Origin of the sequence: Sphingopyxis lindanitolerans (genome assembly GCF_002993885.1) — a bacterium.
GTDB classification, from domain to species: domain Bacteria; phylum Pseudomonadota; class Alphaproteobacteria; order Sphingomonadales; family Sphingomonadaceae; genus Sphingopyxis; species Sphingopyxis lindanitolerans.
Map to the genome: position 1 here is coordinate 3,355,511 of NZ_CM009578.1, position 16,020 is coordinate 3,371,530.

A 16,020-nucleotide genomic window follows, 5' to 3' on the forward strand; every position below is an offset into this window, starting at 1 on the left:
GATGGGTATTGCCGAACTGGGTCACACCGGCCTGCACGTCGAAGACCTTGACGTGATGCGCGATTTCTATGCCCGCGTGCTGGGGCTGACGGTGACCGACGAGGCGCCCGAACTCGGCGCGAGCTTCCTGTCGTCGCGCCCCGATGTCGAGCATCACGAGATCGTGCTCGCCAAGGGGCGCACCGCGCCGCGCGACGTGAAGCTGATCAACCAGATTTCGTGGCGCGTCGACGACCTGCCGTCGCTCCAGTCGCTCTATCGGGCGATTTTGGACTATGGGTCGCCGATCCGCATGGTGATCACCCACGGCAATGCGATCGGCGTCTATTTCTCCGACCCCGAAGGCAATCCGAACGAAATCTACTGGCAGACCGGCATCGATGTGCCGCAACCCTTCGGCAAGCCGATCGATCTGACTCTGACCCCCGAGGAGGTCGTCGCCGAAAATGAGCGGCTGATCGCCGCCGACGGCCCGGCGCATTAAGGGCAAAGCCATGGCTGCCGTCGCCCCGACCGGAACCTTCGATGCGCCCGCGGGAAAGCTGCCCGCCTCGGCGCGTGCCTGGGCGCTCTATGAGGGCGGGCGCATGCCCTATGTGCTGCTGATCAAAGTCTATATCTTCATCCCCTATCTCGCGACCGTTCTCGTGGGCGATCCGGTGGCGGGGCAGAGCCTCGTCGCCAAATTGGGGATGGGCTATGGGCTGCTCGCGGCGCTGACCGCGCCGTTGCTTGGCGCGGCGATGGATCGCATCGGGCCCAGAAAGCCGTTGCTCGGCGCGATGACCGCGGTGCTGATCGCCTGCTGCGCCAGCCTTTGGTGGGCGACGCCCGATGGCCTTGGCCTGGCCGCCACCTGCGCGATCATCTTCGTCGCCGGCCTGATGTTCGCCTATACCGAGGTGCTGCACAACTCGCTCCTGCCCTTCGCCGCACCGCGCGCGCAGACATCGGCGACATCGGGGTTGGGGCTGGCGCTGGGCAGCGCGATTTCGGTCCTTCTCCTCGCCTTCATCCTGTGGGGTTTCGCTTTGCCCGCCAAGATGACGGCGGCGTGGCTGCCCGCGGCGCCCTTGTTCGGCCTGTCCGCCGCTGCGCACGAGCCCGAACGGATCGTCGGCCCGATCACGGGCTTCATCTTCGCCTGCGGGGCGCTGCCGCTCTTCCTTGTCGGACGCGATGCGCCGCGTGGGATCGGCGGCGGCGTCGGCGACAGCTTCCGGCAGCTCAAGGCGACGATCAGGACGCTGCCTTCCCATCAGCCGATGGCGGTGTTCCTGCTGTCGCGCATGACCTACACCGACGGGCTGACGGCGATCCTCCTCTACACCGGCATCTATGCCGCCGGGGTGATGGGGTGGGGGGCGCTCGAACTCACGATGCTGGCCATTCTCGTCAGCTGTTTTCTCGCGGTCGGCGGCCTGGTGGGCGCCCGCCTCGATCGCGCCTTCGGTCCGCGCCGCGCGATCCAGGTCGAACTGGCGATCGTCATTGCCGGGCAGATGCTGCTGATCGGTCTCGCCCCCGACCGCCTCTTCTACTTGCCTTATGCGGCGGAGCCGCTTTGGAACGGCCCGATGTTCACAACCCTGCCCGAGATCGCGTTCGTCGCGGTCGCCTGCTTCAACGCGATCGGCACCTGCGGCTGTTATGCGTCGAGCCGCTCGATGCTGACCTCGCTCGCCACCCCCGAAACGGTTGGGAGCTGGTTCGGCCTCTATGCCCTCTCGGGCAGCGTGACGATTTGGCTTGGGTCGGCCTTGGTCGGTGCGGTCACCGCCATCTGGTCAAGCCAGCAAGCGGGCTTTGCGGCCCTGATCGCGCTCTTGATCGCCGGGGCCATCGGCATGGCATTTGTGAAAGAACCCGCTCGGTGACGGGTGTCGGGGTTTTGTCGCCGAAACAACGCATCCGGCACGACCGGCCAAAGATGACCGTCTTGTAATGCGGCGGTCATCCGCCGGGCAGGGTGGGGGGCCTATCCCGGTCTCGTCGGGTCGAGCCGGTCCGCACCATCCCCCCTGACCCTGGCATGGGCCGGCTCCCCTGGCTTCGCCCGCACTGGAAGGGGCGGATCAACTGTCAAGGAGAGCTATTTCATGCGTAACGTTGCCAAACTTGCCGCCGCCGGTGCCCTGTCGCTGGCGATCGTCAGCGGAACCGCTTTCGCGGCGACCGCTCCCGCCAGCCAGCCGGCGAAGGCCGCGGTGACCAAGAAGGCCCCGGCCAAGACGGCCACCCATGCCGCGAAGAAGGTCCAAAAGAAGGCGCACTGATCGGTCGCATCCTCTCCGTCCGAAGGGCCGGTCCGCACCCGCGGGCCGGCCTTTTCTTTGCGTAATATTTTGATATTCATATTACGTGAATGATATTCAACGGAGATATTTTGTGCGATTCGCGAATAAGTCTGCGCTGGTGACCGGCGCGGCGTCGGGAATCGGGCGCGCGACCGCGCTGCGCCTCGCGGCCGAGGGCGCGCGCGTTGCCGCCGCCGATGTCGACACCGACGGGCTTCGCGAGACGCTGGCGCTGGCGGCGGGGGACATGCGAACGATCCGCTATGACGCGGCCGATCTGGCAAGCGTCCGCGCCCTGGTCGCCGACGCGGCGGCGGACGGGCTCGATATTCTGTGCAACATTGCGGGGCTGCTCGACTGGGGGCCGACGCTCGATTTCGACGAGGCGCGTTTCGAACGGCTGATCGCGGTCAATCTGACCAGCGTCTATGCGCTGTGCCGCGCCGCGCTGCCGCATCTGGTCGCCAGCCGGGGAACGATCGTCAACATGGCCTCGACCGCCGGGGTGCAGGGGACGCCCTATGCGATCGGCTATGCCGCGTCGAAACATGGCGTCGTCGGCCTGACCAAAAGCCTGGCGGTCGAATTCGCCGGGCGCGGGGTGCGGATCAACGCGGTCTGTCCGGGGCAGGTCGATACGCCGATGACCCGTCGCCCGCCGCCCGAGGGCGATATCGATTGGGCGCTGATGATGCGCAACGCGCCCAAGCTGGCGGACGGCGTCTGCGCGCCCGAGGACGTGGCCGAGATGGTGGCCTTTCTCGCAAGCGATCAGGCGCGCAAGATCACCGGCGCCCTGTTCACGGTCGATGGAGGGCAATTGGCCGGTTGACGCCGCGGGCGATGCAGCGACGCCTGTGTCACCCGCGCGCCTTCACCATGTCGAGCGCGACATCGACGATCATGTCCTCCTGGCCGCCGACCATCTTGCGGCGGCCGAGTTCGACGAGGATCGTCCGCGTATCGAGGCCATAGGTTTCGGCGGCCTTTTCGGCGTGGCGCAGGAAGGAGGAATAGACGCCGGCATAGCCGAGCGCGAGTGTTTCGCGATCGACGCGCACCGGGCGGTCCTGAAGCGGACGCACCAGATCCTCGGCGGCGTCCATCAGCGCGTTGACGTCGCAGCCATGGTTCCAGCCCTTGCGGTCGGCGGCGGCGATGAACACTTCGAGCGGGGCGTTGCCCGCGCCCGCGCCCATGCCGGTCAGCGAAGCGTCGATGCGCACCGCGCCTTCCTGCGCCGCGACGATGCTGTTCGCGACGCCGAGCGACAGATTATGATGCGCGTGGATGCCGCGCTGCGTCCCGGGCTTCAGCACCCGGTCGTAAGCGCGCAGCCGGTCGCGGACCCCGTCCATGTCGAGCGCGCCGCCGCTGTCGGTGACATAGACGCATTGGGCGCCATAGCTTTCCATGAGGAGAGCTTGGCTCGCGAGCGCCTCGGCGTCGATCATGTGGCTCATCATCAAAAAGCCCGCGACGTCCATGCCGAGGTCGCGCGCGATGCCGATATGCTGCTTCGAGACGTCGGCCTCGGTGCAGTGCGTCGCGACGCGCACCGAACGGACGCCAAGGTCATAGGCGCGGCGCAGTTCGTCGGCGGTGCCGACGCCCGGCAGGATCAGCGTCGTCAGTACCGATCGGGTCAGCACCGCGGCGACCGCCTCCAGCCACTCCCAGTCGGTGTGCGCGCCGAAGCCATAGTTGAAGCTCCCGCCATTGAGGCCGTCGCCGTGCGCGACCTCGATCGCATCGACGCCGGCTTCGTCGAGCGCCCTGGCGATCGCCTGCACATGGTCGATGCCATATTGGTGGCGGATCGCGTGCATCCCGTCGCGCAGCGTGACGTCCTGAATATAGAGCTTTTCGCCGGCCTCGACGCTGAACTTCCCGCTCATGCGCTCACCTTCTTTCCGTCGCGGATCCGCTCGGCGAGCAGCTCGCCGGTCGCCTTGGCCGCCGCCGTCATGATGTCGAGATTGCCCGCATAGGGCGGCAGGTAATCGCCCGCGCCCTCGACCTCGAGCAGGATCATCGTCTTGATGCCCGTAAATTCGCCGCGGCCGGGAATCCTGATCCTGTTGTTGTCGCCAAAGCGTTCGAACTGCACGTCCTGTTTCAACCGATAGCCGGGGACATAGGTCTGCACCTTCTTGACCATCGCCTCGACCGAGGCCCGGATCGTCGCCTCGTCGGCGCCTTCGGACAAGGTGAAGACGGTGTCGCGCATGATCATCGGCGGCTCGGCGGGGTTGAGGATGATGATCGCCTTGCCCTGCGCCGCGCCGCCGACCTTTTCGATCGCGCCGGCGGTGGTGCGGGTGAATTCGTCGATATTGGCGCGGGTGCCGGGGCCGGCGGAGCGCGACGACACCGACGCGACGATCTCGGCATAGTGGACGGTCGCGACCTGGCTTACCGCGGCGACCATCGGGATCGTCGCCTGGCCGCCGCAGGTCACCATATTGACGTTGCCGGCGTCCAGATGATCCTCGCCGTTGACGGTCGGGACCGTATAGGGGCCGATCGCGGCGGGGGTCAGGTCGACGACCTGTTTGCCGTCGGCGCGCAGCGCGGCGTCGTGCACCTTGTGCGCATAGGCCGAGGTCGCGTCGAAGACGATGCCGATCTCGGGATAGACGGCCATCGCCCGGAGCCCGTCCAGCCCTTCGTGCGTCGTCGCGATGCCGCGCTCGCGCGCCATGGCAAGGCCCTCGGACTGCGCATCGATGCCGACGACCGCCACCAGTTCCATATTTTGCGGATATTTGATCATCTTGATCATCAGGTCGGTGCCGATATTGCCCGATCCGATGATCGCTGCCTTCACGCGGGTCATTGTCGTTCCTTAAACGAAGCGCGCGGCGCACCGGCCGAGCGTGCGGCGGCCGTCGCCGAGGATCATTTCGAAGCTGTCGCCCTTCACCGCGGGCGCCAGCGGGACGAGGCTGCCCGACAGGATGATGTCGCCCGCATCGAGCGTGACCCCGTGCGCGCCGAGCGTGTTGGCGAGCCAGGCGACCGCCTGCGCGGGGTCGCCCTGCACCGCATGACCGTGGCCTTCGGACAGCGGCGCGCCATTCTTCGTCACCGCGACATGCAAATTGGGCAGGTCGAGCCCGCGCGGATCGAGCCGCGCCGCACCGAGTACGAAGACCCCGCACGAGGCATTGTCGGCGATCGTATCGACGATGCCGATCTTCCAGTCGTCGATGCGGCTGTCGACGATCTCGAAACAGGGGGCGACCGCGTCGGTCGCCTCGACGACGTCGGCGGCGGTGACGCCGGGGCCTTTGAGCGGCGCCTTCAGGATGAAGGCGATCTCGGCCTCGGCGCGCGGCGCGATCAGCGCCTTGGCATCGATGTCGATGTCGCCCTCGACCTGCATCCAGTCGGTCAGAAAGCCAAAGTCGGGCTGATGCACGCCCAGCATCTCCTGCACCGCTTTCGATGTGACGCCGATCTTCTTGCCGACGACGCGCTCGCCCTCCGCCGTGCGCCGCGCGAGGAAATCGAGGCTGATCGCATAGGCGTCGTCGACCGTCAGCGCCGGATCGCGCGTGCTGAGCGGCGCCAGTGTGCGGCGTTCGCGCAGCGCCGCGAACAGTTCGGCGCCATGGGCTTCAACCGCGGGCATCGAGGAAGGCGATCGAATAGAGGTTGAACTCGGCGGCGCGTTCGACCTGCACCCAATGGCCGGTGCGGGCAAAGGTCATGCAGCGCGCATCGGCGCAGCGGTCGAGGAAATGGCGCGCGCCGCTTTCGGGGCAGAATTCGTCGTCGAGCCCCCACAGGACGAAGACCGGCTGAGCGATCCGCCCGACCTCGGGGCCAAGATTGGGGGTCTTCATCCGCGCCAGCACATCCTTGGGCTGGGTGCGCGCGACCGCGAACCGTTCGGCGACGAGCGCTTCGGGAATATGCGGCGCGAAATCGGGATGGACGAGGTTAGCAATCAGCCGCCGCTGCTCGTCGAGGTTGAAATCGGGGCCGCCGAAACCCGACACCATCTTGGCGATGCCCGGCATGGTGAAATAGCTGGCCTGCTCCTCGACGCAGCCGGGCGCCATCAGGACGAGCGCGGCGGTGAATTCGGGATGGTCGAGCGTCATCTGGATCGCGACGCCGCCGCCCAGCGAATTGCCGACCAGCGCGGCGCGCTCGATGCCATGCTCGCGCAGCGCGCCATATAGCGTGTCGGTGAACAATTGCAGCGTATAGTCGATCCCTTCGGGCTTCGACGATGCGCCATAACCGATCAGGTCGGGCAGGATGACGCGATAGCCCGCGGCGACGAAGGCGTCGATATTGTCGCGGAAATTCGACGCGCCCGACGCGCCGGGGCCGCTGCCGTGGATAAAGACCACGGGCTTGCCCGCGCCCTTTTCCTTGATGTGGATGTCATGGCCGCCGACCCGATAGCTGTTTTCGGTGAAACCCGTCATGGCGCTGCTCCGTCAAAGGAAGGTGAAGGCCGGGGGCTGGCCGATCATGGTGCCGACGACATCGGCGGTGCGGTTGTTCGGATCGTTCGCGACATGCGCCCGCGCGGCGTTGAGGTCGAGCCACGGCTGGATGATGTCGCTGGACATATAGATGGCGCGCCCGCCGAGCAGTTGCACCATGTCGTCGACCAGCCGCGCGAGGCGGCGCACGACGGTCGACGATTGATAGGCGAACAGCGCCCGCGTTTCCATCGGGACCGGCTCGCCGCGCTCGGCCAGGCGCATCAGTTCGTCGAAGCTCGCCTCCAGCGTCCGCTCCATTTCCAGCGTCTGCGCGTGGGCGGCGGCGATCGCGGCGTGGAGGATCGGGTCGCCCTTCGACGCCTTGCCGGTGTTGGTCGACACGCGGCTCTTCATGATCTCCATCGCGGCGTTGATCGCCGCGCGCGCGCCGCCGAATGCCGCGGTCGAGACCGAGCGGACGAACACTTGCGCCCAGGGGAGGGTGTAAAGCGGGCCGTCATTGACCCGCTGGCCGGGATTGTCGCACAAAAAGCCCTCGACCGCGCGATGGGTGCGATATTCGGGGACGAAAACCCGGTCGACGATGATGTCGTGGCTGCCCGTGCCCTGAAGGCCGAACACCTGCCAGCTATCGGGGTCGATGCGGTAGTCGCTGCGCGGCAAAAGGAAGGTCCGCATGTCGGGGGCTTCGCCTTCGGCCTTCGGCGGCACCACCGCGCCGAGCAGCACCCAGCCGCAATGGAGCGATCCCGACGAAAATCCCCAATGGCCGCTGAGGTAGAAGCCGCCGTCGGCATGTTCGACCTTGCCCACCGGCTGATAGGTGGAGGAGACGAGCATCGTCTGGTCGTCGGTCCACACCTCGGCCTGCGCCTGGTCGTCGAACAGCGCGAGTTCATAGGGATGGCAGCCGAGCACGCCGTAAACCCAGCCCGTCGACATGCAGCCTTCGGCGAGCGCCCTTTGCACCGCGAAAAAGACATTGGGGTGCATTTCATAGCCGCCCCAGCGCCGGGGCTGAAGGATGCGGAAAAATCCGGCGTCCCGCATCTCGGCGATCGTTTCGGCGGGTATGTTGCGGTCGGCCACGCAGCGGCGCGCCCGGTCCTTGAGCACCGGAATCATCGCCTTCGCTCGCGCCACCAAATCGTCTACCGATGGGGCCGGGCCGTTCTGCTGCGCTGCGGGCGCCAATGTAGCCATAATCCGTCTCCAGTCGCTCTTCCGCCCAATGACGGATTAAATTCGTAGAAAATTCTTCCATAAAATACGCAAATCGTCAATGATATTTGATGATCATCTGCAAATTGGCATCCGATCGCGCTTTTCCGCGGCGGCGGTGGGGACGCCGCCCGGCGTTCCCGACGGCTCGCAAAGCGCGAAGCCGCGCCCAACCGATCCGGGATTAGAAAATCAAAAATCATCGAAATTCGTAAAGAAATATCATAAATAATACGCATATTGGCGTAAAAAATGCAATTTATCTTGCAAATATGATTCGCCTTTGGCTTAATGACCGGCGATTCATGTGTTGAACGTAAAGGGAATGGCTTTGGGCGTGACGGATTCTCTGGATCTGGTGAAGGGGGGCTGAGGCGGTGGCTATCAGGGCACTCGGTTATGTCGTGATCGCGACGACGAAGATGGACGAATGGGATCGCTATCTGACCGAAACGGTCGGGGTGATGCGCGCCGACGATCCGGGCGACGGCGCGGCGCATTATCGCATCGACGACCGTCCGTTCCGCTTTCGCATCGAGCCGGGGCCGCGCGACGAGCTGCTCGCCGCGGCCTATGAACTGTCCGATGCCGCGGCGTTCGAGCGGCTGAAACAGGCGATCGCGGCGGCGGGGCGCGCGGTCGAGGACGGCAGCGCCGCCGATGCCGCGACGCGCGGGGTGCGCGCCTTTTTCCGGACCAGCGATCCCGCCGGCAACGGGCTGGAATTTTATCACGGCGACAGCCGCGATGCGGTCGCGTTCGTCTCGCCCGCCGGGGTCAAGGCTTTCGTGACGGGCGACATGGGGATGGGGCATGCGGTTTTCGCCGCGCCCGGTTTCGACGAGGTTCATGCCTTTTACACCGATGTCGTCGGCTTTCACGACACCGACATCCCGCGCTTCCATTTCTCGCCCGACCCCGCCGATCCGGGCATGGGCTTCGCCTTCATGCACGCCGACAACGGCCGCCACCATTCGATCGCCATCGGCCAGGGCGAGGTGCCGCCGTCGCGCTGCATCCACCTGATGCTCGAGATGCAGGATCTCGCCGACGTCGGCCGCTGCCACGACCGGATGCGCCGCGCCGGGATCGAGGAATCGGCGACGCTGGGCATGCACGTCAACGACCAGATGACCAGCTTCTACATGCGGACGCCGGCGGGCTTCGACCTCGAGATCGGGTGCGACCCGCTGGTGATCGATCCCGCGACCTGGGTGCCGACGGCGCACCAGCAGATCAGCGAATGGGGGCATGTCTGGACCTGGCAGAAGGCGATGACGGAGGATGCGGCATGAAACTGGGCTTCACCGCGGCCGAAGAGGAATTTCGCGCGGAATGCGCCGACTGGCTGGCCGACCAGATGGCGGGCGAGTTCAAGGACATAAAGGGCATATCGACGCTGACCGCCCAGGCGGAGCGGCGCAAGGAATGGGAACAGCAGCTCGCGGCGCACAGATGGTCGTGCATCGGCTGGCCGACCCGCTGGGGCGGACGCGATGCGAGCCTGGCCGAGCAGGTGATCTTCGCCGAGGAATATGCCCGCGCCGGGGCGCCGGGCCGCGTCAATCACATCGGCATCGAACTTGCCGGGCCGACGATCCTGACCTTTGGCTCGGAGGAGCAAAAGACGCGCTTTCTGCCCGACATCGCGGCGGGCAAGACGATCTTCTGCCAGGGTTTTTCCGAACCCAATGCGGGGTCGGACCTTGCCAGCGTGCGCACCAAGGCGCGGCTCGATGGCGACGAATGGGTGGTCAACGGGCAGAAGATCTGGACCAGCCTGGCCCATATTTCGGACTGGATCTTCGTCCTCTCGCGCAGTGAAGAGGGATCGCGGGGGCCGAAGGGGCTGACCTTCCTGATGGTGGAGATCGACCAGCCGGGAATCGAGATTCGACCGATCCGCCAGATCAACGGCGATGCCGAATTCAACGAAACCTTTTTCACCGACGCGCGCTGCCCCGCCGACAGCCTGATCGGCGCGCCGGGCGACGGGTGGAAGATCGCGATGGGGTTGCTGTCGTTCGAGCGCGGCGTGTCGACGCTGGGGCAGCAGATGGGTTTCCGCAACGAACTCGACGCGATCGTTGCGGCGGCGAAGGCCAATGGGGCGGCGGCCGACCCGCTGATCCGCCAGCGCCTCGCCAAGGCCGAGATCGGTCTGCGGCTGATGCGTTATGGCGCGCTCCGGATGCTGTCGAACAGCGACCATGGCAAGGTCGACGGCGCCGCGCTGACCTACAAGATCCAGTGGGCGAGTTGGCGGCGCGCGCTCGGCGAACTCGCGATGGACGTGCTCGGTCAGGCGGGCGAGGTCACCGAAAACCCCGGTTATGAATGGGACATGCTGCCCAATCTGTTCCTCTACAGCCGCGCCGACACCATCTATGGCGGCACCAACCAGATTCAGCGCAACCTGATCGCCGAACGCGGCCTCGGGATGCCGCGCGAACCGCGAGGGTCGGCATGAGCAAGTGGCCCGGCTCTTATATGTCGGGCGGTCAGCTGACCGTCGCGCCGCCGTCGATGACCAGCGGATGGCCGGTCACGAAGCTGGCCTGAACGCTGCACAGCCACAGCACCGCGCCCGCCACCTCGTCGGGCTGGCCCATGCGGCCCATCGGGGTCAGCGCCTCCATCGCCCGGCGCAGGTCGGGATTGCGGGCGACCGCGTCGGTCATCGGCGTTTCGATCACGCCGGGGCAGACGGCGTTGACGCGGATATTGTCCCGCGCCCATTTGAGTGCGCCGTGGCGGGTCAGCCCGATGACGCCATGCTTCGTCGCGACATAGGCGGGCTGGCGGGCATTGCCGGTAAAGCCGTTGATCGACGCGGTGTTGACGATCGCGCCGCCGCCATGGTCCAGCATCGCCGCGGCTTCTTCGCGCATGCAGTGCATCACGCCGTCGAGGTTGATCGCCAGCGAGCGCCGCCAGACCTCGTCATCCCATTCGTCGGCGGTCAAATTGGTGATGCCGGCATTATTGTGACCAAAGTCGAGGCGCCCGAAATGGCCGACGGCGCGCGCGACCAGCGCCTTGACCGCGGCGGGGTCGGCGACATCGCAGGGGTGGAAGATCGCGGTGCCCCCCGCGGCGGCGGCGAGCGCGACCGTCTCCTCGCCGCCGGCCGCGTTGACGTCGCTGACGACGACCGAGGCCCCCGCGCGGGCAAAGGCGAGCGCGGTGGCGCGGCCGATGCCGCCGCTGGCGCCGGTGACCAGCGCCACTTTTCCGGAAAAATCATAGGAGACGGTCAAATTTACCTCCATTTGCGTAGATATTATGTGTATATATAACGCAAATCGAAAAACTTATAGCGCAAAGATGGATTATCGCATGACCGCATCGCTTTTTGAACCCCGCACGCTGGGCGCGATTTCGCTGTCCAACGCTATCGTCATGGCGCCGATGACGCGCGACCGCGCCGGTCCGGGGGACGTGCCGGGCGATCTGATGGTCGAATATTACCGCCAGCGCGCGTCGGCGGGGCTGATCGTCACCGAAGGCGTTCAGCCGAGCGCCGATGGCAAGGGATATTGGCGCACGCCGGGGATATGGTCGGCCGGTCAGATCGCCGGCTGGCGGCGCGTCGCCGCTGCCGTCCACCGCGAAAGCGGCCGCATCGTCATGCAGTTGATGCATTGCGGCCGCGTCTGCGTCCGCGCGAACAAGCAGGACGACAGCCGGACCGTCGCGCCATCGGCGATTCCCTGCATCGATCCGGTGCCCGGTCCCGACGGCGTCCCGGTCGCGACCGAAATGCCCGAGGCGTTGACGCGCGGCGAGGTCCGGCAGGTGATCGGCGACTATGCGGTGGCCGCCGCCAATGCGCGCGATGCCGGGTTCGACGGAGTCGAGCTGCATTGCGCGAGCGGCTATCTTCCCAACCAGTTCCTCAATCCGAACAGCAACCGGCGCGACGACGATTATGGCGGTTCCCCCGAAAATCGCATCCGGTTCGCCATCGAAGCGCTCGGCGCGATGGCCGACGCGATCGGCGCCGGCCGGGTGGGCTTTCGTATCTCGCCCGGCAATCCCTATAACGACATGGCCGACGACGATCCCGCCGCGACCTTCATCCCCTTGCTTGGCGCGGCCGACCGGTTGGGGCTTGCCTATGTCCATCTCGTCGATGTCGCGGGCAGCCTCGACTGGGTGCGCGCGCATTGGTCGGGCAATCTGATCGCCAACAACGGGCTGAAGCCCGCCAGTGCGGCGGCGCTGCTCGATGATGGGCGGGCGCAGGCGGTTTCCTTTGGCCGTCCGTTCATCAGCAATCCCGATCTTGTCGAAAGGCTGCGCCGCGGCGCCGATCTCGCGCGGGTCGATCGCGACCATATCTATACCGGCGAGGCGAAGGGCTATATCGATTATCCGGCGCTGACCGCGCGCTGACCCGCGCGTCAGCCGCGCCAGCCGATCGGCACGTCGGCGCCGGTCAACTCGATGATCCGCCGCAGCACCGCCTTGGTTTCGGCCAGTTCGGCGGCGGTGAAATGATCGGCAAGGTCGGCCTCGAACGCCTGACCGATCGCCAGCGTTTCGACCAGCCGCTCGCGCCCGGCCTCGGTCAGTTCCCACCCTTCGCCGCCCTCGACCAGCAGGCCTTTCGCGACCATGGCCGCCAGCGCCGCCGCGTCGGGGGCGTGGCCGGTATGCGCAAGGCGGGCGGCGATCGCGTCCGCGGCGAGCGGCCTGTCCATGCTGAGCAGCGCGAGGGTCAGATATTGGCCCATGTCCATGCCGAATCGCGCCAGCTTGTCGCGCGTCGGCCGCGAGGTCTGGAAATGCGCGCGCGAGATCAGATAGAAGAGAAAATCGTCGGTGAAGCGGCCATGTTCGATATCCACCGATGGTTCGGATGCGCCGGGGCGGGGGCGTCGCTCGGCGTATCGACCGCCGTGGAACAGCAGCGGCGCGACATCGCGCGCGTCGTGCGCGATGACTTCGCCGACCAGAATGACGTGATCGCCGCCTTCATATTGGTGGCGCGTGCGGCATTCGAACAGCGCCGCATAATCGCCGAGGACCGGCGAACCGAGCGCGCCGCCGCGCCAGTCGACCCCGGCGAATTTATCGCCGCCGCGCCGGGCGAAATCGTTCGACAGCCCTTCTTGCGTAGCGGCGAGGACGTGGATCGCGAAATGACCGCTTTCGGCAAACGCGCTGCGTGAATAAGAGCTTTTGGCGAGCGACCAGAGGACGAGCGGCGGGTCGATGCTGACTGAATTGAAGCTGTTTGCGGTGACGCCGACGGGCTCGCCGGACTCTCCGATGGTGGTCGCGATCGTCACGCCGGTCGCAAAGGTGCCAAGGGCATCCCGGAACGCCCGCTGCGCATCATTGCCTGCCATTCGTGTCCCTCTCTGAATAATAGATATGATAGGCTATTTCATGCCATGAATGCGTAGAATTTCAAAATGAAATTTACGCAAATTACCATATCTACGGCGAGTGGGAAAGGCGGTTGGAATCGGAATCTGGAATGGCTGGGGTGGCGGGAAAACGGCCCGCCACCCGGCCACCCTAGAAGCGCATGGTCGCCGAAACCCCGTAGGTGCGCGGTTCGTTCGCCAGGACGCGATTGGCGGTGCTGCCGGGGAAGGCCCCATTGTTGAGGCCAAGCGCGGCGCCGAGCGGCTGATAGACCGCGAGCGGGCGATAATGGGTGTTGGTGAGGTTGCTGCCGAAGATCGCCAGCGACCAGCGATCGTCGGGCCCCTTGAGCGTCAACCGTGCCCCGAGCAGCGCATAGCCGTCGGCGATCGATTGCGGATTGGCGTCGTTGACCGTGCCGACATATTGGTCGGACACGAACGAGACATTGGCGTTCGCTGCCCACGTCAGCCCGCTCGATCCGATATCGCCGTTCCAGTCGACCGCGACATTGCCCGACCAGGCGGGCGAGAAGCTGTTCGGCTTGCCGGTCAGATCCTGCGTCCCGCCGATACCCGGCAAGCCCGAGGCGTTGGCGAAATCGGTGAATTCGGAATCGAGATAGGCGAGCGAGCCCGAAAGCGCGAAGCGATTGGTCGGTGCGAGTCTCAGGTCGAGCTCCATGCCTTGCTGGCGAAGGTTGCCGGCGTTGCGGACGACGAAGCTGACCCCGTCGAACGCGCGATCCTGAAAGCCCGCGATGTCCATGCGAAAGAAGGTGATGTTCGCGGTCAGCGCGCGATCGAGCCAGCTCGATTTCGCGCCGAACTCGTAATTCTTGACCGTCTCGCGGTTGAACACGCGCCGGGTCGAGATCAGATTGCCCTGGGGGTCGAAGGTCGAAAGCGCCGGCACCCCGCCGCCCGAATTATAGCCGCCCGACTTGTAACCCGTCGAATGGTTGACGAAGAGCATCACATCGTCCGTCGGCTTGTAGTTGAGGCTGATGCGATAGGTGAAGCGGCTTTCGGAGAGGCCGGGATAGTCGAGCACCTCGGGCGCGCGGATCGTCTGGGTGAAGGGGCTCGATATCTGCGAGTAGCTGCCCCTCTTGCGATCGTTGGTCCAGCGCCCGCCGAGCGTCAGCGTCAGCGCGTCGCCGATATAGATATTGCCCTGCGCATAGGCGGCGATGCTGCGGACTTTCTGGAACACGTCCTGATCGGTTGCCGCGACGCCGCCGGTGCTGGCGTAATAGGCGGCGCAGGCGGCGCGCCCCGGCCCCGCGGGGACGAGGACGTTGCAAAACTGCGAGTCCATGTTGAGCTGTTCGCCGAGCGCGAACTTCTCCTGGAAATAATAGACGCCCGCCACCATGTCGAAATGGCCGCCCAGCCATTCGCGCTCGGGTGAGATGAATTGCAGCTCGTGGTTCCAGCTTCCCGAATCGAACAGGCTGCGCCGTGTCGCGAGCGGGACGGGGAGGAAGATGATGTCGCCGTCGAGCTGGTCGTTGGTCCATTTGCGATAGCTGTTGACCAGGCGCAGCGTCGATCCGCCGCCGATCTCGAGCGAGGCGGTGCTCGATACCCCCCAATTCTTGTCGAGCAGGCCCGAGGCGACCGATTGGTTCATCACCCGGTCGTTCAAATTGATGTCGGGGCCGCCGCTGAACGCCGCTTGCAGGAAGGCAAGGCGGGCGGGGGCGATCGAGGCGGGGTCGAAATCGAAATTGACGACGCCGTCGCCATCGAGGCGGGTGTAATCGCCGCGCACGATCCATTCGAGATTGCCGAACTCGGCTTTCACCGTGCCGCGCACCGCGACGTCGTCGGACCCGCCATAGGTCTTGCCATCGTAGCGGTTCTTCCACGGGCCGTCATACCATTGCCCCATCGCGGCGACGCGCGCCGCGACGTTCTGCCCCAGCGGGATATTGACATGGCCCGACAGCTTGTAGCGGTCGAACGACCCCGCTTCGGCCGACACTTCGCCCGAAAATTCATCCTTGGGCAGCGCGCTGCGGATCGACAGCGCGCCGACGCTGGCGTTGCGGCCGAACAAGGTTCCCTGCGGCCCGCGCAGCACCTCGACCCCGTCGATATCAAGAAATGCGCCGAGGATCGAGCCCGAGCGCGGGACATAAACACCGTCGACGAACACCGCGACGCTCGGCTCGATCAGCGTGTTGGCGAGGCTGCCGACGCCGCGGATGCCGATGCGCGTCGAGCCGGTGTTCGACGAACGCACGGTCTGGAAATTGGTCGCGACGCGGCCGAGGTCCATCACGGTGAGGATGTTCGCGCTCTCCATCGTCTCGCCGCTGACCGCCGCGATCGAGATCGGCACGTCCTGGATATTCTCGGCCCGCTTTTGCGCGGTGACGACGATTGCGTCGCCCATGTCGCTGCTGGCGGCGTCGGCGGGCGTCGCCTCCTGCGCCGCGGCGGGCGCGGCCGCGAGCGCGACGGCGAAAGCGGCAAGGCTGGTGTAGGTAATGCTCTTCATAGGTCCCTCCCAAGGGTGATGGAATGTTGGTCTTTTGATCGAAGGCTATCGGCGTGCCGGGGGCGATATTTCACATTTCACGACAGGTTTTTTGCAATGCACGCCATGGCGAGCGACGGCGCAGCGATGGTTCCGATCTGTGGGTG

16 protein-coding genes are annotated in these 16,020 nt (G+C 65.8%); 8 read left to right on the forward strand and 8 right to left on the reverse strand.

Annotated elements, in window-relative coordinates:
• Nucleotide 1: 1 nt before the first annotated feature.
• The 4 genes from CVO77_RS15990 to CVO77_RS16000 all read left to right on the forward strand — a co-directional run bounded on the left by CVO77_RS15990 (nt 2) and on the right by CVO77_RS16000 (nt 3,129).
• The gene (locus CVO77_RS15990; protein WP_105999896.1) at nt 2-484 is read left to right on the forward strand and encodes a VOC family protein; all 483 of its coding nucleotides are present in this window, start codon (nt 2-4) and stop codon (nt 482-484) included.
• Between the two features lie 10 nt (nt 485-494).
• Nucleotides 495-1,877: an MFS transporter gene (locus CVO77_RS15995; RefSeq protein WP_105999897.1), complete on the forward strand. Its 1,383-nt coding sequence runs from the start codon at nt 495-497 to the stop codon at nt 1,875-1,877.
• 222 nt (nt 1,878-2,099) lie between these two features.
• Nucleotides 2,100-2,276, forward strand: coding sequence for a hypothetical protein (locus CVO77_RS21335; RefSeq protein ID WP_158258096.1), 177 nt, complete (start codon nt 2,100-2,102; stop codon nt 2,274-2,276).
• Nucleotides 2,277-2,388: 112 nt separating this feature from the next.
• Nucleotides 2,389-3,129, forward strand: coding sequence for an SDR family oxidoreductase (locus tag CVO77_RS16000; protein WP_105999898.1), 741 nt, complete (start codon nt 2,389-2,391; stop codon nt 3,127-3,129).
• A gap of 28 nt (nt 3,130-3,157) precedes the next feature.
• On the opposite strand, the gene dmpG is transcribed toward CVO77_RS16000, so the two are convergent.
• Genes dmpG through CVO77_RS16025 form a run of 5 tightly spaced genes read right to left on the reverse strand, consistent with a single transcriptional unit; the run spans nt 3,158 to nt 7,969 of the window.
• Nucleotides 3,158-4,195, reverse strand: coding sequence for a 4-hydroxy-2-oxovalerate aldolase (gene dmpG / locus CVO77_RS16005; RefSeq protein ID WP_105999899.1), 1,038 nt, complete (start codon nt 4,193-4,195; stop codon nt 3,158-3,160).
• On the reverse strand, nt 4,192-5,136 hold the full coding sequence (locus tag CVO77_RS16010; protein WP_105999900.1) for an acetaldehyde dehydrogenase (acetylating): 945 nt from the start codon (nt 5,134-5,136) through the stop codon (nt 4,192-4,194). The genes dmpG and CVO77_RS16010 overlap by 4 nt, the downstream gene beginning before the upstream one ends.
• Nucleotides 5,137-5,145: 9 nt before the next feature.
• Complete coding sequence (locus tag CVO77_RS16015) at nt 5,146-5,934, reverse strand: fumarylacetoacetate hydrolase family protein (RefSeq protein ID WP_105999901.1); 789 nt, start codon at nt 5,932-5,934, stop codon at nt 5,146-5,148.
• Nucleotides 5,921-6,742 carry an alpha/beta fold hydrolase gene (locus tag CVO77_RS16020; RefSeq protein ID WP_105999902.1) on the reverse strand — a complete coding sequence of 274 codons (822 nt, stop codon included), beginning with the start codon at nt 6,740-6,742 and terminating at the stop codon, nt 5,921-5,923. Before CVO77_RS16020 ends, CVO77_RS16015 begins: the two co-directional genes overlap by 14 nt.
• Nucleotides 6,743-6,754: 12 nt before the next feature.
• Complete coding sequence (locus tag CVO77_RS16025; protein ID WP_242445976.1) at nt 6,755-7,969, reverse strand: acyl-CoA dehydrogenase family protein; 1,215 nt, start codon at nt 7,967-7,969, stop codon at nt 6,755-6,757.
• A 79-nt stretch (nt 7,970-8,048) separates the two neighbouring features.
• On the opposite strand from CVO77_RS16025, the gene CVO77_RS21340 reads away from it, so the two are divergent.
• The 3 genes from CVO77_RS21340 (at nt 8,049) to CVO77_RS16035 (ending at nt 10,457) form a co-directional block, all read left to right on the forward strand.
• Nucleotides 8,049-8,219 carry a hypothetical protein gene (locus CVO77_RS21340; protein ID WP_158258097.1) on the forward strand — a complete coding sequence of 57 codons (171 nt, stop codon included), beginning with the start codon at nt 8,049-8,051 and terminating at the stop codon, nt 8,217-8,219.
• A 145-nt stretch (nt 8,220-8,364) separates the two neighbouring features.
• Nucleotides 8,365-9,282, forward strand: a complete 918-nt coding sequence (locus CVO77_RS16030; protein WP_105999904.1) for a VOC family protein — start codon at nt 8,365-8,367, stop codon at nt 9,280-9,282.
• Nucleotides 9,279-10,457, forward strand: coding sequence for an acyl-CoA dehydrogenase family protein (locus tag CVO77_RS16035; RefSeq protein ID WP_105999905.1), 1,179 nt, complete (start codon nt 9,279-9,281; stop codon nt 10,455-10,457). The genes CVO77_RS16030 and CVO77_RS16035 overlap by 4 nt, the downstream gene beginning before the upstream one ends.
• A gap of 31 nt (nt 10,458-10,488) precedes the next feature.
• Here the strand turns inward: CVO77_RS16035 and CVO77_RS16040 are convergent, their stop codons facing one another.
• Nucleotides 10,489-11,247: an SDR family NAD(P)-dependent oxidoreductase gene (locus tag CVO77_RS16040; RefSeq protein WP_242445977.1), complete on the reverse strand. Its 759-nt coding sequence runs from the start codon at nt 11,245-11,247 to the stop codon at nt 10,489-10,491.
• Between the two features lie 79 nt (nt 11,248-11,326).
• Here CVO77_RS16040 and CVO77_RS16045 point away from each other — a divergent pair, with 79 nt between their 5' ends.
• Nucleotides 11,327-12,385 (forward strand): alkene reductase, encoded by a 1,059-nt coding sequence (locus tag CVO77_RS16045; protein WP_106000893.1) that lies wholly within the window; start codon nt 11,327-11,329, stop codon nt 12,383-12,385.
• Nucleotides 12,386-12,393: 8 nt separating this feature from the next.
• On the opposite strand, the gene CVO77_RS16050 is transcribed toward CVO77_RS16045, so the two are convergent.
• Nucleotides 12,394-13,344: a flavin reductase family protein gene (locus CVO77_RS16050; protein WP_105999907.1), complete on the reverse strand. Its 951-nt coding sequence runs from the start codon at nt 13,342-13,344 to the stop codon at nt 12,394-12,396.
• 172 nt (nt 13,345-13,516) lie between these two features.
• Nucleotides 13,517-15,874, reverse strand: a complete 2,358-nt coding sequence (locus CVO77_RS16055) for a TonB-dependent receptor (protein WP_105999908.1) — start codon at nt 15,872-15,874, stop codon at nt 13,517-13,519.
• Between the last annotated feature and the right edge of the window lie 146 nt (nt 15,875-16,020).